The sequence below is a fragment of the Microbacterium sp. NPDC058062 genome, assembly GCF_042885375.1.
Classification (GTDB): domain Bacteria; phylum Actinomycetota; class Actinomycetes; order Actinomycetales; family Microbacteriaceae; genus Microbacterium; species Microbacterium trichothecenolyticum_C.
Genome location: NZ_JBHVSC010000001.1, coordinates 564,624 through 585,223, shown reverse-complemented (window position 1 = coordinate 585,223; position 20,600 = coordinate 564,624). Strand labels below are relative to the sequence as shown.

Annotated in this window: 17 protein-coding genes; 8 read left to right on the top strand and 9 right to left on the bottom strand. The window is 70.8% G+C overall.

What is annotated here, in order from left to right; all coding sequences use genetic code 11:
* Positions 1–4 precede the first annotated feature (4 nt).
* Positions 5–496, top strand: a complete 492-nt coding sequence (locus ACFVSU_RS02485; RefSeq protein WP_387137544.1) for a DUF3093 domain-containing protein — start codon at positions 5–7, stop codon at positions 494–496.
* Here ACFVSU_RS02485 and ACFVSU_RS02480 read toward each other — a convergent pair.
* On the bottom strand, positions 471–764 hold the full coding sequence (locus tag ACFVSU_RS02480) for a DUF4193 domain-containing protein (protein ID WP_045302586.1): 294 nt from the start codon (positions 762–764) through the stop codon (positions 471–473). The two genes, ACFVSU_RS02485 and ACFVSU_RS02480, sit on opposite strands and share 26 nt — an antisense overlap.
* A gap of 262 nt (positions 765–1,026) precedes the next feature.
* On the opposite strand from ACFVSU_RS02480, the gene sepH reads away from it, so the two are divergent.
* Complete coding sequence (gene sepH, locus ACFVSU_RS02475; protein WP_387137540.1) at positions 1,027–2,070, top strand: septation protein SepH; 1,044 nt, start codon at positions 1,027–1,029, stop codon at positions 2,068–2,070.
* A 9-nt stretch (positions 2,071–2,079) separates the two neighbouring features.
* On the opposite strand, the gene ACFVSU_RS02470 is transcribed toward sepH, so the two are convergent.
* Positions 2,080–3,201, bottom strand: a complete 1,122-nt coding sequence (locus ACFVSU_RS02470) for an alkaline phosphatase family protein (RefSeq protein WP_387137537.1) — start codon at positions 3,199–3,201, stop codon at positions 2,080–2,082.
* A 68-nt stretch (positions 3,202–3,269) separates the two neighbouring features.
* Between ACFVSU_RS02470 and ACFVSU_RS02465 the strand changes: the two genes are divergently transcribed.
* Positions 3,270–5,729: a DNA topoisomerase (ATP-hydrolyzing) subunit A gene (locus ACFVSU_RS02465; RefSeq protein ID WP_387137534.1), complete on the top strand. Its 2,460-nt coding sequence runs from the start codon at positions 3,270–3,272 to the stop codon at positions 5,727–5,729.
* Positions 5,730–5,801: 72 nt separating this feature from the next.
* Here the strand turns inward: ACFVSU_RS02465 and ACFVSU_RS02460 are convergent, their stop codons facing one another.
* Positions 5,802–7,883 carry a type IIA DNA topoisomerase subunit B gene (locus tag ACFVSU_RS02460; RefSeq protein ID WP_387137531.1) on the bottom strand — a complete coding sequence of 694 codons (2,082 nt, stop codon included), beginning with the start codon at positions 7,881–7,883 and terminating at the stop codon, positions 5,802–5,804.
* A 168-nt stretch (positions 7,884–8,051) separates the two neighbouring features.
* Here ACFVSU_RS02460 and ACFVSU_RS02455 point away from each other — a divergent pair, with 168 nt between their 5' ends.
* A complete protein-coding gene (locus ACFVSU_RS02455; protein WP_387137527.1) occupies positions 8,052–8,270 on the top strand; it encodes a hypothetical protein in 219 nt (72 codons plus the stop codon).
* A gap of 31 nt (positions 8,271–8,301) precedes the next feature.
* Here ACFVSU_RS02455 and ACFVSU_RS02450 read toward each other — a convergent pair whose 3' ends face one another.
* Both ACFVSU_RS02450 and ACFVSU_RS02445 read right to left on the bottom strand, forming a co-directional pair.
* Positions 8,302–9,351 (bottom strand): alanine racemase, encoded by a 1,050-nt coding sequence (locus ACFVSU_RS02450; RefSeq protein WP_387137524.1) that lies wholly within the window; start codon positions 9,349–9,351, stop codon positions 8,302–8,304.
* Complete coding sequence (locus tag ACFVSU_RS02445) at positions 9,348–10,073, bottom strand: alanine racemase C-terminal domain-containing protein (protein ID WP_387137521.1); 726 nt, start codon at positions 10,071–10,073, stop codon at positions 9,348–9,350. The genes ACFVSU_RS02450 and ACFVSU_RS02445 overlap by 4 nt, the downstream gene beginning before the upstream one ends.
* Positions 10,074–10,116: 43 nt before the next feature.
* Between ACFVSU_RS02445 and ACFVSU_RS02440 the strand changes: the two genes are divergently transcribed.
* Positions 10,117–11,139 (top strand): sugar-transfer associated ATP-grasp domain-containing protein, encoded by a 1,023-nt coding sequence (locus ACFVSU_RS02440; protein ID WP_387137518.1) that lies wholly within the window; start codon positions 10,117–10,119, stop codon positions 11,137–11,139.
* 67 nt (positions 11,140–11,206) lie between these two features.
* Here ACFVSU_RS02440 and ACFVSU_RS02435 read toward each other — a convergent pair whose 3' ends face one another.
* The 3 genes from ACFVSU_RS02435 to ACFVSU_RS02425 all read right to left on the bottom strand — a co-directional run bounded on the left by ACFVSU_RS02435 (position 11,207) and on the right by ACFVSU_RS02425 (position 14,409).
* A complete protein-coding gene (locus ACFVSU_RS02435; protein WP_387137514.1) occupies positions 11,207–11,902 on the bottom strand; it encodes a coenzyme F420-0:L-glutamate ligase in 696 nt (231 codons plus the stop codon).
* Entirely contained in the window at positions 11,899–13,239 is a 1,341-nt protein-coding gene (locus ACFVSU_RS02430) for an RNA polymerase sigma factor (protein ID WP_310290920.1), read from the bottom strand. Before ACFVSU_RS02430 ends, ACFVSU_RS02435 begins: the two co-directional genes overlap by 4 nt.
* A 249-nt stretch (positions 13,240–13,488) precedes the next feature.
* On the bottom strand, positions 13,489–14,409 hold the full coding sequence (locus tag ACFVSU_RS02425) for a PAC2 family protein (RefSeq protein WP_310290922.1): 921 nt from the start codon (positions 14,407–14,409) through the stop codon (positions 13,489–13,491).
* A gap of 85 nt (positions 14,410–14,494) precedes the next feature.
* Between ACFVSU_RS02425 and ACFVSU_RS02420 the strand changes: the two genes are divergently transcribed.
* The 3 genes from ACFVSU_RS02420 to sucB all read left to right on the top strand — a co-directional run bounded on the left by ACFVSU_RS02420 (position 14,495) and on the right by sucB (position 19,160).
* Positions 14,495–15,982, top strand: a complete 1,488-nt coding sequence (locus ACFVSU_RS02420) for a leucyl aminopeptidase (RefSeq protein ID WP_387137510.1) — start codon at positions 14,495–14,497, stop codon at positions 15,980–15,982.
* Positions 15,979–17,352, top strand: a complete 1,374-nt coding sequence (gene lpdA, locus ACFVSU_RS02415) for a dihydrolipoyl dehydrogenase (RefSeq protein ID WP_387137507.1) — start codon at positions 15,979–15,981, stop codon at positions 17,350–17,352. Before ACFVSU_RS02420 ends, lpdA begins: the two co-directional genes overlap by 4 nt.
* A gap of 62 nt (positions 17,353–17,414) precedes the next feature.
* Positions 17,415–19,160 carry a 2-oxoglutarate dehydrogenase, E2 component, dihydrolipoamide succinyltransferase gene (gene sucB, locus ACFVSU_RS02410; protein ID WP_387137504.1) on the top strand — a complete coding sequence of 582 codons (1,746 nt, stop codon included), beginning with the start codon at positions 17,415–17,417 and terminating at the stop codon, positions 19,158–19,160.
* Between the two features lie 19 nt (positions 19,161–19,179).
* On the opposite strand, the gene ACFVSU_RS02405 is transcribed toward sucB, so the two are convergent.
* On the bottom strand, positions 19,180–20,496 hold the full coding sequence (locus ACFVSU_RS02405; RefSeq protein ID WP_387137501.1) for a hypothetical protein: 1,317 nt from the start codon (positions 20,494–20,496) through the stop codon (positions 19,180–19,182).
* Positions 20,497–20,600: the final 104 nt, after the last annotated feature.

The window sequence follows — 20,600 nt, the reverse complement described above, 5'->3', positions numbered from 1 at the left end:
CTCAATGCCTCACGCCGGTGCCCGAACCGGCCGTGCCGACGCTTACCGCGAGCGGCTCGGCCCATCGCTGTGGATCCTGGTCGCCGCGGGAATGGCGGCGCCGATGGCGGCGCTCGTCGTCACGCCGATCGACACGACGATCGCCCTGATCGTGGGCGCCGTCGTCGGCGTTTTGCTGATCGCGCTGCTGATCCTGGCGGCACCCGTCGTGGAGGTCCGCGACGGAGAGCTGAGGGCCGGGCGTGCGCACATCGGTGTGGAGTTCCTCGGCGACGGCGAGGTGCATGTCGGGGAGGACGCGCGCCATGCGCGCGGTGCGGGTCTCGACCCGCGGTCGTGGCATCTCATCCGGGGCGGGATCGACGGGGTCGTCGTGCTCCCGGTGACGGATGCCGATGATCCGACGACCGCGTGGGTCATCTCCTCGCGGACGCCGGACCGGCTGGCCGCCGCGGTGCGGCGGGCTCAGATCACGCGGCGCACTCAGTACAGATAGGGCCGTCTGCGGTCTCGTGATCGAGCTGCGAGCGGTGCTTCACGAGGAAGCAGTTCGAACAGGTGAACTCGTCCTCCTGTGCGGGGAGAACGACGACATCGAGCTCGAGGTCCGACAGGTCGGCACCGGGCAGCTCGAAGCCCGACGGGTTGTCGGCGTCCTCCACGTCGACCGAGCCCGAGAGCTTGTCAGGAACGCGCTCCTTGAGCGCCTCGATCGACTCGCTGTCGTCCTCGGTCTTGCGGGGGGCGTCGTAATCGGTGGCCATGCGTGAAGATCTCAACTTCCGGGTATTCGCGGTTGCGCTCGCCCTTGCGGGCGGCGATAGTTTGCACGACCATTCCCCTTTTCGCAAATGCGATCCGGCGCCATCCTGACCGTGCGTTCGCGTGAAACTCGCGGCACGCGCGGGATATTCCCGGTCGTCGTGGTGCGCTGTGACACGATGGGGCGGACAGGCGGGCTCTGAAGCCGTGAGTCCGCCGGGAAAGCGCAGCCAAGAGCCGGCACGAGAAGCAGGGAGCGTCCGCATGGAACAGCTCAAAGTCATCGGAACCGAGGACGACAAGCTCATCCTGGCGACGGAGTCCGGCGAGAGATTCACGCTCGAGGTCGACGACGTCCTCCGCGGTGAGCTGCGCAAGGCGCGCCGCGAGCGCGAGTCAGACGTGCAGACGCCGCGCCCCAGTCCCCGCGAGATCCAGGCCCACATCCGGTCGGGGCTGTCCGCGCGGGAGGTCGCCGAACTCCTCGGTGCCCGCGTCGAGGACATCGTGCGCTTCGAGGGCCCCGTGCTCGCCGAGCGGGAGCACATCGTCGGTCAGGCGCTGGCGGTTCCGGTGCTGCTCGGCGGCGATTTCGAAGGTGACGGGCAGACGACGTTCGGCTCCGCGGTGCGCGCCAAGCTCGCCGAGGCCGGAGCGATCGGCGAACGGTGGACCAGCTGGAAGGAGCCGACCGGCTGGACCGTCAAGCTGGAGTTCACCTCGAACGACATCGGCCACGACGCCCGCTGGGGCTTCGATCCTCGCCGCAGCACGCTGTCGCCGCTGAACGCCGACGCCATCCAGCTGTCCCGCCAGGGGTCGCTCCCCGAGGGGCTCATCCCCCGGCTCCGCGCCCTCGACGCGGTGCCCCCGAAGGACGACTCCCGCTTCGACAGCGGAGCGTTCGGCCCGCGCCGCCTCCCCGACGCCGACATCGAGTCGCCCGATATCCCGTCCCCCGCGGCGCCGGCCGTGCAGGAGGCCGCCATCAAGCGCGCCACCGAGCCCGCCGTCGTGACCTCGGCCGAGACCGCCGACCTGCTCGAGGCGCTGCGTCGCCGCCGCGGTCAGCGCGAGCCGCTTCCGGGGGCCGAAGAGGTCGCATCGGCGCCCCGCTCGCCCGCCCCGGTCGCGCTGTTCGACGCGCTCGAGCCGGGCTACGACGAGTCGGCGTCCGAAGAGGAGCCGACGGCGTCCGAATTCCAGGCACCCACCCCGGCCGCCGTCGCCGAGGCCGGCCGCCGCAAGGGCCGCACGTCGATGCCGTCGTGGGACGAGATCGTCTTCGGCGCCCGCTCCGACGACTGACGCCGGGGCTCAGGCCGAGGCGAACGCGCCGAGCCGGATGAGCGGGACCACCCGCTCTTCGTCCGTGAGGGAGCCGTGCTGCCCGATCATCTTCTGCGGTGCCTTGTCGGCGAGGCGGTCGTCGTAGTACGCGATTCCTGCGCGCGCCGCGACGATCACGTCGCCGATGCGGGCATGCACCTCCGGGTCGATCCGGCCCACGAGACCTGACGCCTCGAGCTCGGCGCGCGAGAACACCCACGAACGGGATGCCTCGGCCTCGCGCCATCGCGCGAGCACGGCATCGGCGGCACCCGGCTCCGTGTAGAGGTGGAGCATGCGGGGCTCGCCGCCGAGGAGGCGGACGCCGTCGAGCAGGTCGTCCCCTTCTCCGAGGAGGAGATGCCGATGGCGTGGCACGTCGATCATGCCGTGGTCGGACGTCACGACCACCCCGGTGCCGCGGTCGAGGGATTTCGAGAGCGTGCGGGCCGCGGCATCCACCCGCTCCAGCACCGCGACCCATTCGTCGGACTCCCAGCCGCGCTTGTGACCGATGGCGTCGAGATCGGGGGCATAGAGATAGATGAGCGACCCCGGATGCTGCGCCGCGAGGTCCGCGGCGAGGCTCACGCGCTCATCGAGGTCGTCGGCGCCGTGGAACTCGGCATCCCCGAGCGTCGCCGCGGTGAAGCCGGTGCCGGCGTACTCGTTGCGCGAGACGGCGAAGAACGGCCGGCCGAGCGTCGCGGATAGTGGGGCGGCGCGCTGGAACTCGAGCGGGAGCCCGTCGGTGTCCCAGCCGCGGAGCAGATTCACCACGTCGTCGGTGCCGGGCACCCGCGCGCGGTACCCGACGATGCCGTGCTCCCCCGGCAGCGCCCCGGTGAGCAGACTGGTCAGCGCGGCGGCGGTGGTCGAGGGGAAGACCGAGCGCGCGACGTCCTTCTTCGCGCGAGCCTCACTGAGGAAGCGGGCGTGGCCGGCCCGGGCCGAGAGGTTGTGGGCACCGAGCCCGTCGAGCACCCACACGATCGCGCTCCGCGCCGGGGCGAACCACTCCGAGCTGCCGTCCAGCGCCGCCGACATCTCGGTCACGACACGGGTGAGGCTCCGGGCACGCGGCGGGTCCACGGGTAGGCTGAGGGTCATCGGGGCCAGTCTCGCACACGCGGCCGCGCCCCCTCGCTCTCCGCCGTCACCCGAGGCTTCTTCGACACATGCCCGCTTCCCGCACCGATTCCTCCCCCGCCGACCACGGACGCATCGAGGACGTCGACGTCTCTTCGGAGATGCAGACGTCGTTCCTCGAGTACGCGTACTCGGTCATCTATTCGCGTGCCCTGCCCGACGCGCGCGACGGGCTCAAGCCGGTGCAGCGACGCATCCTGTTCCAGATGGCCGACATGGGGCTGCGTCCCGACCGCGGCCATGTGAAGAGCGCGCGCGTCGTCGGCGAGGTGATGGGAAAGCTCCACCCGCACGGCGACGCCCCCATCTACGACGCGCTCGTCCGTCTGGCCCAGCCCTTCTCCCTGCGCGTGCCCCTCGTCGACGGGCACGGCAACTTCGGCTCGCTCGATGACGGCCCCGCCGCGCCCCGCTACACCGAGGCCCGCCTCGCCCCGCCGGCGCTCGCGCTCACCGAGAACCTCGATGAAGACGTCGTCGACTTCATCCCGAACTACGACGGCCAGTTCCAGCAGCCCGAGGTGCTGCCGGCCGCCTTCCCCAATCTGCTCGTCAACGGCACCACCGGCATCGCGGTCGGCATGGCGACCAACATGGCGCCGCACAACCTCATCGAGGTCGTGGGCGCCGCGACCCATCTGCTCGAGAACCCCGAGGCGACGGTCGAAGAGCTCATGGAGTTCGTGCCCGGCCCCGACCTCCCCGGCGGCGGCATCATCGTCGGCCTCGACGGCATCAAGGACGCCTACACGAACGGCCGCGGCAGCTTCCGCACGCGGGCGAAGGTCTCGATCGAGTCGCTCGGCCCTCGCCGCACCGGCCTCATCGTCACCGAGCTCCCCTACCTCGTCGGCCCCGAGCGCGTCATCGAGAAGATCAAGGACGCCGTCAACGCGAAGAAGCTGCAGGGCATCGCCGACGTCACCGATCTGACCGACCGCCACCACGGCCTGCGTCTGGTCATCGGCATCAAGACCGGCTTCGACCCCCAGGCGGTGCTCGACCACCTCTACCGGCTGACGCCGCTCGAGGACTCCTTCAGCATCAACAACGTCGCCCTGGTCGAGGGGCAGCCGCAGACCCTCGGTCTGCGCGAGCTCCTGCGCGTCTACCTCGATCACCGCATCAGCGTCGTCACGCGCCGGAGCCGCTACCGCCTCGAGCGGCGCAAGGAGCGCCTGCACCTGGTCGAGGGCCTCCTCATCGCGATCCTGGACATCGACGAGGTCATCCAGGTCATCCGCACGTCCGACGACAGCGAGCAGGCGCGCACGCGCCTCATGAGCGTCTTCGACCTGTCCGAGCCGCAGTCCGAGTACATCCTCGAGCTGCGACTGCGTCGCCTCACGAAGTTCTCGCGCATCGAGCTCGAGACCGAGCGCGACAACCTGAAGAAGGAGATCGCGCAGCTCGAGGAGCTGCTCGGCAGCGACGTGCTGCTGCGCGCGCAGGTGGCGCACGAATTGGATGCCGCCTCCGAGGCGTTCGGCACGCCGCGGCGCACACTTCTCCTCAACGGCGGTCCGGTGCAGCCGCGCTCGCGCGCCGCGGCGGCGGTCGCCGACCTGCAGATCGCGGACGCGCCGTGCCGCGTCTTCCTCTCCGCCACCGGCCGCATGGTGCGTGCCGAGCTCGCGGCCGACGCCCCGGGCGGCGGCATCGTCGCGCCGGCACGGCGCTCGAAGCACGACGCCATCCGGTCGTCGGTGGACACCACCACCCGCGGCGACATCGGGGCCGTGACCAACCTCGGCCGCCTGGTGCGGTTCTCCCCCGTCGACCTGCCGTCGGTGCCCGGCAACTCGGTGCAGCTCGCCGCCGGCACCCGCGGCGACCAGTACCTGGGTCTCAGCGGCGGCGAGCACATCGTCGCGCTCGTGCCGCTCGTCGAGGGCCCGCCGATCGCGATCGGCACGGCGCAGGGCATCGTGAAGCGCGTCGCCGCGAGCGAGATCGCGAACAAGCACGACATCGAGGTCATCGCCCTCAAGGACGGCGACCGCGTCATCGGCGCCGCGCCCGCGTCCGACGGTGCCGAGCTCGTGTTCGTGGCGAGCGACGCCCAGCTGCTCCGCTTCGACGCGTCCTCGGTGCGCCCGCAGGGCCGCTCGGCCGGCGGCATGGCCGGCATCCGTCTCACCGACGGCGCGCAGGTCATCTCGTTCGATGTCGTCGGGCCCTCCGAGTTCGACGCCGTCGTGGTCACGATCGCCGGCTCGACCACGGCGCTCGCGGGCACCGACGCCGGCAGCGCCAAGGTGTCGCTGTTCAGCGAGTTCCCCGCCAAGGGGCGCGCGACCGGCGGCGTGCGCGCCCAGCGCTTCCTGAAGGGCGAGGACGCGTTGACGATCGCCTGGGTCGGCACGGATCCCCGTGCCATCGGCTCGGACGGCGCGACTCGCACTCTTCCGGAGTCCGGCGCGAAGCGCGACGCATCGGGCACCGCTCTCGACGGCGTCATCGGCGCCGTCGGCACCGGCATCCGCTGAGACCCGATACACAGGAGAGGCGCACCGGCTCAGCCGGTGCGCCTCTCGCTGTTGCGGGGAACGGCGATCAGATCACGCGTCGATGCGCTCGCGCACCAGCCGGTCGCTGGAGTCGATGATGAACTCCTTGCGCGGCGCCACGTCGTTGCCCATGAGCAGTTCGAAGACGGATGCCGCAGCCTCGGCATCCTGCATCCGCACGCGTCGCAGCGTGCGGCCGTTGCGATCCATGGTCGTGGTCGCGAGCTGGTCGGCGTCCATCTCGCCGAGGCCCTTGTAGCGCTGGACGGGCTCCTGCCAGCGCTTGCCGGCCTTCGTGAGCTTCGTGAGCAGTCCGTGCAGCTCGGCCTCGGAGTACGTGTAGATCGTCTCGTTGGGCTTGGAGCCGGGGTTCATCACGACCACGCGATGCAGCGGCGGGACGGCGGCGTAGACCCGGCCCTCGTCGATGAGCGGTCGCATGTACCGGAAGAACAGGGTCAGCAGCAGCGTGCGGATGTGGGCGCCGTCGACGTCGGCGTCGCTCATCAGGATGATCTTGCCGTAGCGGGCGGTGTCGAGGTCGAACGAGCGGCCCGAGCCGGCGCCGATCACCTGGATGATCGCGGCGCACTCGGCGTTGGACAGCATGTCGCTGATCGACGCCTTCTGGACGTTGAGGATCTTGCCGCGGATCGGCAGCAGCGCCTGGAACTCGCTGTTGCGTGCGAGCTTGGCGGTGCCGAGGGCCGAGTCGCCCTCGACGATGAACAGCTCCGACTCGGCGACGTCGTTCGACCGGCAGTCCGCGAGCTTCGCCGGCAGCGACGAGGACTCGAGCGCGTTCTTGCGGCGCTGCGTCTCTTTGTGGGTGCGCGCGGAGATGCGCGCCTTCATCTCGGAGACGACCTTGTCGAGCAGGAGCGAGGTCTGCGCCTTGTCGTCGCGCTTCGGCGACGTGAAGCGCGCGGCGAGTTCGCGCGTGACGACGTTCGAGACGATCTGGCGGACCGCCGGCGTGCCGAGCACCTCCTTCGTCTGGCCCTCGAACTGCGGCTCGGCGACACGCACGGTCAGCACGGCGGTGAGCCCGGCGAGGATGTCGTCCTTCTCGAGCTTGTCGTTGCCGACCTTGAGGCGACGCGCGTTCTGTGCCACCTGATCGCGCAGCACCTTCATGAGGCCCTGCTCGAACCCCTGCTGGTGCGTGCCGCCCTTGGGCGTGGCGATGATGTTGACGAACGAGCGCGACACCGTCTCGTAGCCGGTGCCCCACCTGACGGCGATGTCGACGTGGCACTCGCGCTCGACCTCGGTCGGCACCATCGCGCCCGAGGGCTGCAGCACCGGGACGGTCTCGGTGAACCTGCCCTCACCGGTGAGTCGCCACGTGTCGGTGACGCCGGAGTCGGGCGCGAGGAAGTCGGCGAACTCGGAGATGCCGCCGTCGAACCGGTAACTCGTCTCGACGGGCTCGCCGGCCTCGGTGCCGGGTCGCTCGTCGCGGATGACGATTTCGAGGCCCGGGACCAGGAAGGCGGTCTGGCGCGCGCGCTGCTCGAGCTCCTGCAGGTTGAACGCGGCGTCCTTCGTGAAGATCTGGCGATCCGCCCAGTAGCGGATGCGCGTGCCGGTCACGCCCTTCGCGGCGCGGCCAGCGACCCGCAGCTCGCTGCGCTCCTCGAACGGGGTGAAGCCCGAATCGGGGCTGCCGTTCGAGAAGACACCGGGCTCGCCGCGGTGGAACGACATCGCCCACGTCTTGCCGCCGCGGTCGACCTCGACGTCCAGGCGCTCCGAGAGCGCGTTGACGACCGATGCCCCGACGCCGTGCAGACCGCCCGATGCGGCGTACGAGCCGCCCCCGAACTTGCCACCCGCGTGGAGCTTGGTGAAGACGACCTCGACGCCGGTCAGCCCCGTGCGCGGCTCGATGTCGACGGGGATGCCACGGGCGCGGTCGCGCACTTCGACGCTGCCGTCGGCGTGGAGCACGATGTCGATGCGCGAGCCGTGGCCGGCGAGCGCCTCGTCGACGGAGTTGTCGATGATCTCCCACAGGCAGTGCATGAGGCCGCGCGAGTCGGTCGAGCCGATGTACATGCCGGGGCGCTTGCGGACCGCTTCGAGCCCTTCGAGCACCTGGAGATGATGGGCGGAGTACTCGGCGGTCACAATCTCCCATCGTAATCGGGGCGCCCGACAGCCCCGCACAGACACGCTTCAGGGCCGGTACGCGTACGCGCTCAGCGAAATGTCATCACTTCGCGGCATTCTCGAAACGTCGGCGTGGTTGTATTTCATGACCGCTAGAGAGTTCTACAAGTACGAGGAGGCACCGAGATGAACACGCTATCGACACCGACCGAGACCGGCGCCGTCCTCGAATACCGCCTCACGGCGATGGACCGCTGCGATTCGTGTGGCGCACAGGCCTACATCGCAGCCGAGGTCAACGGCAGCGAGCTGCTCTTCTGCGCCCACCACGGCCGCAAGTACGAAGAGAAGCTCCGCGCCATCGCGACCTCGTGGCACGACGAGACCGCTCGCCTGGCCGAGTAGGCGCCCGTTCGGCAGACTCGCACCCGTCGCTTCAGCGGCGGGTGTATCTGCGTTCTACAAGGGGCGAGACGCGCAGGGCGATCTCTTCACCGATCGTGCCGATGATCTCCGCGAGATCCGTCGCCGTGCTCTCCCCGGCGACGCCCGATCCGTAGAGCGTGACGACGTCGCCGACGACCGCGTCCGGCCACGCGGCGACCAGGGACTCCGTGCCGCCGATGGCAACGAGTGCGCGCCCGCCCGCCGGTGTGCCGACGGACGCGCGCCGCTGAAGCGATGACGGGAGCCCCTCCAACGCACCGAGACCGATCCGGACGAACTCCTCGCCGACCTCGACGACGTCCGCGTCGAGCCGGCCGATCGGGCGGAGGCCCAGGTGATCGGCAGACGGTCCCCCGGCGGAGCGGATGCCGTAGCAGAACGCCCCCACGCGGACCATGTCGTAGCGGAACTCGGGCCGAGCGAAGGATGCGGCGCTGGCGGCGAGGTGGCGCATGGCCGGGCGCAGGCCCGCAGCCGTGGCCTGGTCCAGGGCCCACTCGTACACGGCTCGGGCGTCGTCGTCCTCGGAATCGGAAGCCTCGGCGATGTGGCTCCAGACACCCGCGACCTCGATCACGCCGTCCGCCTCGAGGACTGCAGCGCGCGACACGAAGGCCGGCCACTGCTCCGGCCGCACGCCGTTGCGGTGCAGTCCGGTGTCGATCTTGAGGTGCACGCGCACCGGGGCACCGGCATCGCGGGCGGCCTCTGCGAGCTCCTCCAGCAGGTCGGCGTCGCCGATGCCGAGGTCGATCCGCCGGGCGACGGCGGCCTCGAGGTCATCGCGCGAGGCGGCGATCCACGCGAAGATGCGGGCGTCGTCGCCGACGGCGTCTCGCACGGCGCACCCCGTCCGCACATCGAAGGCGCCGAACCAGCTCACGCCTGCGGCGGCCGCCGTCTGCACGACAGGCTCCAGGCCGTGGCCGTAGGCGTCGTCCTTGACCACGAGCATCAGCTCCGCGGGAGACACCGTCGCGCGCACCTGCGCGATGTTCGCGACCAGGGCGTCGAGGTCGACATGGAGGCGGGCGGTCATGGGGTCTCCTCACGACCGGCACGCAGCCCGACCATGGTGACGAGCTCACCGGCGGTGAGTCCCGTTTCACGGACCCAGTCGGCGAGCGAGGGCTCGCCTTCCGCCGGGTCGCCGAGGAACAGGACCTCGTCGCCGCGGCGGACCGCGGCATCCGCGATGTCCACCACGCACACGTCCATGGCGACGCGTCCGACGACGGGATGCCTCTCCCCCGCGATCGCGACGTCCACCGCTCCGCCGAGGGCGCGCACGATGCCCTGCGCGTAGCCGCCCGTGATGAGCGCGACGCGCGTGTCCGCGGGCGCGCGGTACGCGTAGCCGTACGACACGCCTTCGCCCTCGCGGAGATCCTTCACGGAGAGCACGGTCCCCGTGAGTCGCAGCGCGGGCACGGCGGGGCGTTCGGTGCCGGGGAGCCCGAGGAGTGCCGCCGCCGAGAGCGAGTCGCTCCGCGCCGCGATCGGCGCCGAGTCGGCTGCGGTGGGCCCGCCGTGGGGCGTGCGGGCCTCGAGGCCCACGGTCGCCAGCACGTCGCGCACGAGCTCCACGCCGTGGCCCCAGGCATCCGCTTCGAGGATCGACGCGTCGTAGGAACGGATGCCGCGATCCCACGCGGTGCGCGCGTTCGCGGTCAGCACGGCCCGCGAGATCCGCGCGACGGGGGCGCTGCGGGGACCTGATCCCGGCACGGCATGGTCGTGCCCAGGGATCGCGGAACTCACGCCTCTAGACTATCGGGGTCCCCGAACCGAACCCGGAGCACGCATGTCTTCTCAGGGCCTCGCCCTCTCGAACCGTCTTCGCTACCTCGCCTGGCGTGTCCGTCGCATAGACGTCGGATCCGTGCTGGAGCGCGCGAAGGAGACCGCCCACGAGCACGGCAAGTGGACCCCCGCGGTCCTCGTCGACATGCTGTGGTCGGCCGGGTTCCAGCAGGTCGGCTTCCAGGACTACGTCGACTACGACTTCGCGATCCTGAACCGCGCCGAGCGGGCGACCTATATGACGCACCCGGTGTCGAACGAGATCTCGCAGAAGTACGACCACCCCGACTACCGCGGCCAGTTCCAGGACAAGGTCGAGTTCGACCGCGTCTTCAGCGACTTCCTCCGCCGCGACTGGATGGTGGTCGAGGAGGGCAACACCGACGCGGTGCGCGCCTTCGCCGAGAAGCACGGCACGATCGTCACGAAGGAGCCGGTGGGCCAGGCGGGCACGGGCGTGCACCGCTACCACGCGGCCGACGTCTCGGACTGGGACGAGTTCCACCGCGGTCTGCTCTCCCGCGGCGAGCTGCTCATCGAGGAGGTCATCCGCCAGCACGCCGACCTCGCGGCGGTGTGCCCCGGAACCGTGAACACGACCCGTGTCACGGCATTCTTCGACGGGGAGAAGACCCACATCCTGGCGATGGCGCAGAAGTTCGGACGCGGCGCCGTGAGCGACCAGATGACGTTCGGCGGCTTCTACACGATGCTCGACGAGAACGGTCATGCGGTCGGACCGGGCTACGACTCGCACAGCCATGTGCACGAGAAGCACCCCGACAGCGGCTTCGTCATCGCCGACTTCCAGCTGCCGATGATCGATCAGGTCAAAGAGTTCGTCGACCAGGTCGCCCGGGTCGTGCCCCAGATCCAGTACGTCGGCTGGGACATCGTCGTCACGCCCGACGGTCCGGTGCTCGTCGAGGGCAACTGGGGCGCCGGGGTGTACGAGAACAAGCCGAGCGTCACCGGCATCCGCACCGGTCACAAGCCGCGGTATCGCGCGGCGATCGGGTTCTGAGCCGGCTTCACCGCGCACGCGGAAGGCGCGGCATCCGCAAGGATGCCGCGCCTTCGTGCTGAAACCGTCAGATCGTCCGGACGATGCCGAGCGGGGTCGACTGGTGGCCCTGACCCAGCGGGTTGTCCTTGAGGATCGCGACGAGCCGCTTCTCCTCGCCCTTGTCGAGCGTGGAGCCGAGGATGTTGCCGCCGAGGTCGTTGATGTCCACCACTGCCACCTCGGGCACGCCGCCCAGCAGCGCCTTGAGGTGCGTCGCGACCTCACGCGGGCGCTCGGGTCCGAGCACGACCGCCTTGTTGTACGGCGGGATCGTGCCCGACGTCGGTCCGTCGATCGCCCGGGCCTTGTCGCCCGCGATGCGGTAGAAGTCGCCCTTGCGCCCGAACAGCTTGGTGACGGCGGAGACGGCGGCCGCGAACAGGATGCGGATCGTGCCGCACTCGCGGAGGGCCATCTCCATCGTCTCGGGCATTCCCAGGCCGATGCCGTAGGGCGTGCGCGTGACGTACTTCGAGAGGAAGAGCGCCAGCTTGCGCGGCTTGATGTCCTCCACGAGGTACGAGCGGCCCTGCGTGATCGCGACGATCTTCTCGGTCACGAACAGCAGGTCGCCCTCGCGCACGACATCGGCCGCGTACTCGCGGACGAACTCGTCGAGGTCGTCGCCCGGCATCACGACCCGCGTGCGGATCGGGATGCGGGCGAACGACGAGCCCTCGACCTGGACGGTGAGCGCCTTGCCGGCGTTCGCCTCACTCACTCGAGATAGTCCCGCAGCGACTGCGAACGCGACGGGTGCCGCAGCTTCGCCATCGTCTTCGACTCGATCTGGCGGATGCGCTCGCGGGTGACCCCGAACGTGTCGCCGATCTGGTCGAGCGTCTTCGGCTGGCCGTCGCCGAGGCCGAAGCGCATGCGGATCACGCCGGCCTCGCGCTCCGAGAGCGAGTCGAGGAGCGACTCGAGCTGACGCTGCAGCATCGTGAAGCCCACCGCGTCGGCGGGGACCACGGCCTCGGTGTCCTCGATGAGGTCACCGAACTCGCTGTCGCCGTCCTCGCCGAGGGGCGTGTGCAGCGAGATCGGCTCACGGCCGTACTTCTGCACCTCGATGACCTTCTCGGGGGTCATGTCGAGCTCGCGGCTGAGCTCCTCGGGCGTGGGTTCGCGACCGAGGTCCTGCAGCATCTGACGCTGGACGCGCGCGAGCTTGTTGATGACCTCGACCATGTGCACCGGGATGCGGATGGTGCGGGCCTGGTCGGCCATGGCGCGGGTGATGGCCTGGCGGATCCACCACGTCGCGTACGTCGAGAACTTGAAGCCCTTGGTGTAGTCGAACTTCTCGACCGCGCGGATGAGGCCGAGGTTGCCCTCCTGGATCAGATCCAGGAACTGCATGCCGCGGCCGGTGTAGCGCTTGGCGAGCGACACCACGAGGCGCAGGTTCGCGCCAAGCAGGTGGCTCTTCGCGCGCTGACCGTCGCGGGCGACCCACTGCAGGTCGAGTCCGAGCTGCGAGGTCTTCTCGGCCGCCGACATGTGCGACAGCTTCTCTTCGGCGAACAGACCCGCCTCGATCCGCATCGCGAGCTCGACTTCTTCGGCCGCGTTCAGGAGCGGCACCTTGCCGATCTGCTTGAGGTAGTCCTTGACCGGGTCGGCCGTCGCGCCCGTGATCTGGGTCGAGTAGACGGGGACGTCGTCTTCGTCGCTCGACGAGATGACGATTGCGCCGGTCGGGAGAGGCTCGGTGAACGCCGGCTTGGTGCTCTCCTCCTCTTCCTCCTCGTCGTCGGTCGCGTTGGCGTCGTCGCCGGACGCCTTCGCGCCCTTCGCCGACTCGCCGGCCTCGGCCGTGTCGCCCTCGGTGTCGTCGCCGTCCTCCTCGAGTTCGACGTCGTCGTCGAGCTCCTCGACGTCGTCCTCGAACTCGTCATCCGACTTCTTCGCGCGCTTGGACGCGGTCTTCGGAGCGGCCTTGGTCTTCGCGGCGCCCTTGGCTGCCGGAGCCTTCTTGGCGGCCGCCGTCTTCGTCTCGTCCGTCTCGGTGTCCTTCGCGGCCGAGCGAGCCTTGGTGTTCGTGCCTGGAGTCACGTTTCGCCTTTCACCGGTCGAGGCGCCCTGCGCCTCTCCGGTCGGTTTCGGACACTAGTAAGACCCTTGTCAAGTCCACATCTTCGAAGGGATACCCCACGAAGACGGTTGACAACGGGTCAGAGCGTCTAGTATCTCATACTTGCCGTGCGCCGCCAGCATCGCCCTGCCGAGACCGGCGCACCTCCATCCCTGGTGTCAACGCACCGGTCCGGCGTCGAATTCCGCCGACGCGCGGCGAGAGCGCGATCACGAGCCGCGCTTGTCGTCCTCTCCGGGGCGGGTCGCCAGGAACCGCTCGAGTTCTGCCGCCAGCTCATCGGCGCTGGGCAGATCGCCCGTGTGGATCATCGGAGTCGCCAGCGTGGATCCCGCCATGTAGGCGTCGTAGCGCTCTTCCAGGCCCTGCACCATGCGCGCGAGCTCGTCGCTGCCCTGGATCTGCTCGGTGACCTTCTCGAGGTACTCGCGGTTCTCCTCGCGCAGCTCGTCGCCCGCGAACACGAGTCCCGTCGCGACGGTGAGGCTGTCGAGGGCGGCCAGAGCCGCTGCCGGGTACTCGGTGTCGCCGAGATAGTGCGGGATCAGCAGCACGAAGCCTGCGACGCGCACGCCCGCGGCGGCGAGGCGGTACTCCAGCAGGTGGCCCGCCGTCGCCGGCACCTGGGTGTGGGGCTGCCACACCGAGTGCGCTTCGGTGAGCTCCGACCGCGTTCCGCTCACCGTCGTGCCGATCGGCCGCGTGTGCGGCACGGGCATCGGGATCGCGTGCACCCACGTCACCGTGGAGACGCCGTACACCTCGGTGAACTCGAGCACCGCCTCGGTGAAGGCATCCCACGCGAAATCGGGCTCGTAGCCGGCGAGCAGCAGGAACGGCTGCCCGAGGGCGTCGTGGGCGAACGACAGCTCCAGGCGCGACGGGCGGTAGTCGGTGAGGTGGTCCTTCTCGAACGACACGATCGGGCGGCGCGCGCGGTAGTCCAGCAGCGTGTCGTTGGAGAACACGGCGAGGGGCGACGGCGAGAGCTCGTCGCGGAAGTAGTCGATCAGGCGGCTCACGGCGCTGCCGGCATCGGTGAACCCGGTCAGGGCGATCACGAGCGGCAACCCGCGCGGGACGGGCGGCGCTGAAGCCGCACGCTCGAACAGCGGGCCGGGAAAAGGCATGCACCCATGCTACGAGCCGTCCGCCGAGGTCGGGTCGCGATGGTCGCGCTCAGAGCGAACAGTCGTCGTCCCTAGGATGGAGACCATGTCGTTCCCCGACCTCGAGTACCGCACTGCACCTGTCCGAGAGTCCGACGCCGACCTTCTTCTCCTCGCGCTCCCCCCGCTCGACGCCGAGGGGTCCCCGGATCTCTCGGACTGGCCGGGCCTGCGCGAGGCGCTGTCGGGGGTGGGCTTCACCGGCGCCGCGGGCGCCTGGGTGCGCGCGTATGCGCCGGACGCGACGACGCTGCCGCTGGCCGTCGTCGGGACCGGTTCGGCTCCGGATGCCGCGGCCCTGCGCGATGCGGTGGGCGCGGCGATCCGCGCCATCACCGGCTTCGCGACCGTCGCCGTGGCCGCTCCGTACGCCGATCCTTCGCTGTGGACCGCCGCCGCGGAGGGCGCCGCCCTCGGCGGATACCGCTTCGAGGGCTACAAGACCGAGGCGCCGAAGCCGCGCGCGCAGCGCGTGGTCGTCCACGGCAGCGCCGAGCCGGACGACGCGGCGCTGAAGCTGATCGTCGAGACCGCGGCATCCATCGCCCTCGTCAAGGACCTCGTCAACACCCCGGCCGAATGGCTCGGACCCGCCGATGTCGCGCAGCGCGCCACCGAGTCCGTCGCCGAGCTGCCGGTCACCGTCGAGGTGCTCGACGAAGAGGCGCTGCGCGAGCAGGGCTTCGGCGGCATCCTGGGCGTGGGGCAGGGATCCGACCGTCCGCCGCGTCTCGTCCGCCTCGAGTACGCGCCGGAGGGCGCGGGCAGGCACGTCGCGCTGGTGGGCAAGGGCATCACCTTCGACACCGGAGGCCTGTCGCTCAAGCCCGCCGCCTCGATGGTCGGCATGAAGTACGACATGGCGGGCGCCGCAACCGTTCTGGGTGTGCTGCGGGCCGTGGCGTCCGTCGGCGCTCCCGTCAAGGTGACGGCGTGGCTGTGCGTGGCGGACAACATGCCGTCCGGCCGCGCCACGCGCCCCGGCGACGTGCTGCGCCTCCTCGACGGCACGACCGTGGAGGTGCTCAACACGGATGCCGAGGGCCGTCTCGTGCTCGCCGACGGACTCGTCGCCGCCAGCCGCGAGAACCCCGACGTGATCGTCGACGTCGCCACGCTCACCGGGGCGATCCTCATCGCCCTCGGCACGCGCCACACGGGTGTGATGGGCGACGACGACGCCGTGGCCGCCTACCTCGCGGCAGCCGCCGAGACCGGCGAGCCCGCGTGGCAGCTGCCCCTTCCCGCTCACATGGTGGAGGAGCTCGACTCCCCCATCGCCGACCTGCAGAACGCCAAGATCGGCGACCCTGCGGGCGGCTCGCTCTTCGCAGGACTGTTCCTGCGTCACTTCGTCGGCCGCACCGCCGACGAGACGGATGCGCCCCGAATCCCCTGGGTGCATCTCGACATCGCCGGCAGCGGGACCCACAAGGGCGCGCCGTACGGCTTCACCGACAAGGGACCGACTGCCGCCACCGTGCGCAGCCTGATCCGCTTCGTCCTGGCAGACCTCGATGAGGAGGCACGATGACCGACCACTCCTTCGATCTCGTCATTCTCGGCGGTGGAAGCGGCGGCTATGCAGCCGCGCTCCGCGCCGCGGAACTCGGCAAGACCGTAGCCCTCGTGGAGAAGGACAAGGTGGGCGGGACGTGCCTGCACCGCGGCTGCATCCCGACGAAGGCCCTGCTGCACGCGGCCGAGGTGGCCGAGTCGGCACGGGATGCCTCGGCCATCGGCATCCGCGCGACCTTCGAGGGCGTCGACCCTGCGGGTGTGCGCGCCTACCGTGAGGGCATCGTCGCGAAGAAGTACAAGGGGCTCGAGGGCCTGGTCAAGGCGCGCGGCATCACCGTGGTGAACGGCGAGGGACGCCTCGAGGCAGGCCCGGCCGTCCGTGTCGGCGACGACCTCTATCGCGGCACCGACGTCGTGCTGGCCACCGGCTCGTACAGCAGGACCCTTCCCGGCCTCGAGATCGGCGGCCGCATCCTCACCAGCGAGCACGCGCTCGAGCTGGATGAGATCCCGGGCAGCGTAATGATCCTCGGCGGCGGCGTCATCGGCGTCGAGTTCGCGAGCGTCTGGCGCTCGTTCGGCGCCGACGTCACGATCGTCGAGGCGCTCGATCACCTCGCGCCCAACGAGGATCTGTCGCTCAGCAAGGGCCTCGAGCGCGCGTTCCGGCGCCGCGGCATCCAGTACTCGCTCGGCGTGCGTTTCCAGACCGCGACGCAGACCGCCGACGCCGTGACCGTCACGCTCGAGGACGGCAAGACCTTCACCGCCGACTACCTGCTCGTCGCCGTCGGGCGCGGACCCGCGACCGCGGGCCTCGGCTACGAGGAGGCGGGTGTGACGATCGACCGCGGCTTCGTCATCGCCGACGAGCGGCTGCGCACCGGCGTCGACCACGTCTGGGCCGTCGGCGACATCGTCCCGGGCCCGCAGCTCGCGCACCGCGGCTTCCAGCAGGGCATCTTCGTCGCCGAGGAGATCGCCGGGCTCTCCCCCGTCCTCATTCCCGACGCCCACATCCCGAAGGTCACGTACAGCCACCCCGAAGTGGCGTCCGTCGGCCTCACGGAGGCGCAGGCGGCCGACGCGCACGGCGCGGACGGCATCGTCGCCTACGAGTACAACCTCGCGGGCAACGGCAAGAGCGAGATCCTCGGCACGAGCGGCATCGTCAAGGTCGTCCGCGTGAAGGAAGGGCCGGTCCTCGGCGTCCACCTGATCGGCGACCGCGTCGGCGAACTCATCACCGAGGGTCAGCTCGTCGTGGGCTGGGAGGCCCACCCCGAAGACATCGCACCGTTCATCCACGCGCACCCGACCCAGTCCGAAGCGCTCGGCGAGGCGTTCCTCGCTCTCGCAGGCAAGCCCCTGCACGCGCTGTGACCCGTCGGGCCGCGCCCCATCACTAAGCTAGATCCGATATTTCTTCAGAAGGAGACATCCTCATGAGCACATCCGTGGTCCTCCCCGCTCTCGGCGAGAGCGTGACCGAGGGAACGGTCACCCGCTGGCTCAAGAACGTCGGCGACACGGTCCAGGCGGACGAGGGCCTGCTCGAGATCTCCACGGACAAGGTGGACACCGAGATCCCCTCGCCGGTCAGCGGCGTGATCGAGGAGATCCTCGTGCAGGAGGACGAGACCGTCGAGGTCGGCGCCGTGCTGGCGAAGATCGGCGACGGCTCCGGGTCCTCCGAGGCCGCCCCGGCGCCCGAGGCCGCTGCCGCAGAGCCCGCTCCCGCGGTCCCCGCCGAGGCTCCGGCCGCCGAAGCTGCCGCCGCGCCCGCTGAGGCCGCGCCGGCAGCCGAGCAGCCCGCCGCCCCCGCCGCGCCCGCAGGCGGCGGCAAGGACGTCGTCCTCCCCGAGCTCGGGGAGAGCGTGACCGAGGGCACCGTGACCCGCTGGCTCAAGCAGATCGGCGACGAGGTCGCCGTGGACGAGCCGCTCCTCGAGATCTCGACCGACAAGGTCGACACCGAGATCCCGTCGCCGTTCGCCGGCGTGCTCACCGAGATCCTGGTCCCCGAGGACGAGACGGTGGCCGTCGGCTCCCCGCTCGCCCGCATCGGCGAGGCCGGTGCGGCGCCCACCGCGGCCGCGCCCGCTGAGGCGCCGGCGGCTGCGCCGGCTCCCGCCGCCGAGGCACCCGCTCCCGCGGCTCCCGCCGCCGCGCCCGCTCCCGCCGAGGCTCCGGCCCCGGCTGCCGCGCCTGCCCCCGCTGCCGCGCCGGTCCCGGCCGCCGCACCGGCGCCCGCTGCGCCGGCGGTGGTCGCCGAGGAGGACGGGATCACGTACGTCACCCCGCTCGTGCGCCGCCTGGCTCAGCAGCAGGGTGTCGACCTCGGCTCGGTGAAGGGCACCGGAGTCGGTGGCCGCATCCGCAAGGAGGACGTGCTCAAGGCCGCCGAGGCCGCAGCCGCTCCCGCCGCTCCTGCTACCGCAGCGGCGGCCGCACCCGCGCCGCTCGAGGTCTCGCCGCTGCGCGGCACGACGCAGCCGATGTCGCGCCTGCGCAAGGTGCTGGCCTCGCGTGCGGTGGAGTCGATGCAGTCGACGGCGCAGCTCACGACGGTGGTCGAGGTCGACGTCACGAAGCTCGCGACGTTCCGCGACAAGGTGAAGAACGACTTCCTGGCCAAGACGGGCGACAAGCTGTCGTTCCTGCCGTTCTTCGCGCTGGCCGCCGCCGAGGCGCTCCAGGCGTACCCCGTCGTCAACTCGACGGTGGACGGCGACCAGATCGTCTACCCGGCGACCGAGAACCTGTCGATCGCCGTCGACACCGAGCGCGGCCTGCTCACCCCTGTGCTGCGTGACGCGGCGAGCAAGAACCTCGCTCAGATCGCGCACGAGATCGCCGACCTCGCCGCGCGCACCCGCGACAACAAGCTGAAGCCCGACGAGCTCGCGGGCGGCACGTTCACGCTGACCAACACCGGTTCGCGCGGCGCGCTGTTCGACACCCCCGTCGTGTTCCTGCCCCAGACCGCGATCCTCGGCACCGGCGTGGTCGTCAAGCGCCCCGGCGTCGTGACGGTCGACGGCAAGGACGCGATCTCGGTGCGCTCGTACGTCTACCTGGCGCTGTCGTACGACCACCGCGTGGTCGACGGTGCGGACGCCGCTCGCTTCCTCGGCGCCGTGAAGACGCGCCTGGAGGCCGCCGCGTTCGAGGGCCAGCTCGGCATCTGATCCGGAGCGGTCCCCGCTTCTAGGGCTGCTGCGCGACGTCGGAGACGTCGCGCAGCAGCCATTTCTCGTCTCTGCGCAGGATCACGACCATCTGCGAAGGGGTGGACCCGTCGTTCGCGTCGACCCGCAGGACCGCGATGTCGCCGAAGTCGTCGAGGAGCGTGACCGTCCGCTCTGCCGCGGGGCGATCGACGGCACCGCCGGATAGGGGCGCCCCGTCGACCGTCACCGTCGTGAGGCAGGAGGCGTCGCCGGTGCACGCGATCCGTGCGTCGAGCAGTTCGGCCGTGAAAAGGGCGAGGTCGGCCGGCTCACCGGGTGGAGAGTCGCTGCGGGGTGTCGCGGAGGGGTCGGCATCGGCCGGGACGGATGCCGCGGACCCAGGCGTCGCCGCGGGCGAATCGCTCGGTCGCGCATCGGTCGCGACGCCGCTCGCGGTCGGCCACAGCGCACCGCCGGCCAGCACGGCGACCGCGACGGCCCCTCCGACCAGCCACGGCGCGCGTCTCGCGCCGGTTCTCGGCGCCTCGCCGGAGCGCGGCCGCAACCGCCGCCACACCGCGGTCGTCGCCCGCGACACGGTGTCGGAGAGCTCGTCGTCCACGCCGGCGACGAGCGTCTGCCACATCGACCGCGGCGCGGATTCGTGCGGCCCGTCCGCCGCGCGGTGCGTGCCCTCGTGCGCACGGGCGACGCCATCGCTCGCACTGCGAGGACTGAGGCTGACGATGCTGAGGGGCTCCGCCTCGGCCAGGGCGAACAGCGCCTCCTCGGCGGCCTCCAGTTCATGGATCGAGATGCGCTCCGCGGTGACGGCTCGCAGCGCCGTCTGCCACGTGCGCTGCGCGGGCGGGTCGACGCCCACCCCCTCGAGGACGGCGGCGGATGCCTCGAACACGCGCCGGGCCGAGGCATCCGTCGCCATCACCGGCCTGCCGGCATCGTCGAGCCACCAGTCGCCCTCGATATCGGGTGTGCCGGCGACCTCGGTGCAGCCGCGCAGCACGCTGACGCCGAGCGTGACGGCCTCGCCCAGGCTGAGGGGCATGCGTGCGGCTCTCCGCCGGACGAAGTCCTCGAGGCGTTCGGAGCAGACCGGCAGGACCGCGTCGTGGCCGTCGACGCGTCGGACGATGTCGGCCGGGGCCAGCACGTGACCATCGGGGTCGGCATCCCATCCCCGCCAGTGCGGGCCGAGGACGTCGGCGTCGACCAGCACGCAGGCGTCGCCGCCGGCGGTGCGGACGAGGGTTCCGGGCCACGGGCCGTCCTCCCGCGCCCGCACCGCCCGGATGGCGCGGTAGGTGCTCCCGAACGAGCCGTCGACGGTCGTCATGACGCCAGTGTGCGGCGGTGCGTGACGCGACAGCCTCGGTCGGCGGTCGTCTGTGGAAGAACGGCGCCCATGCCCGACTGTGGAGGAGCCGAGCACGAGCCCGC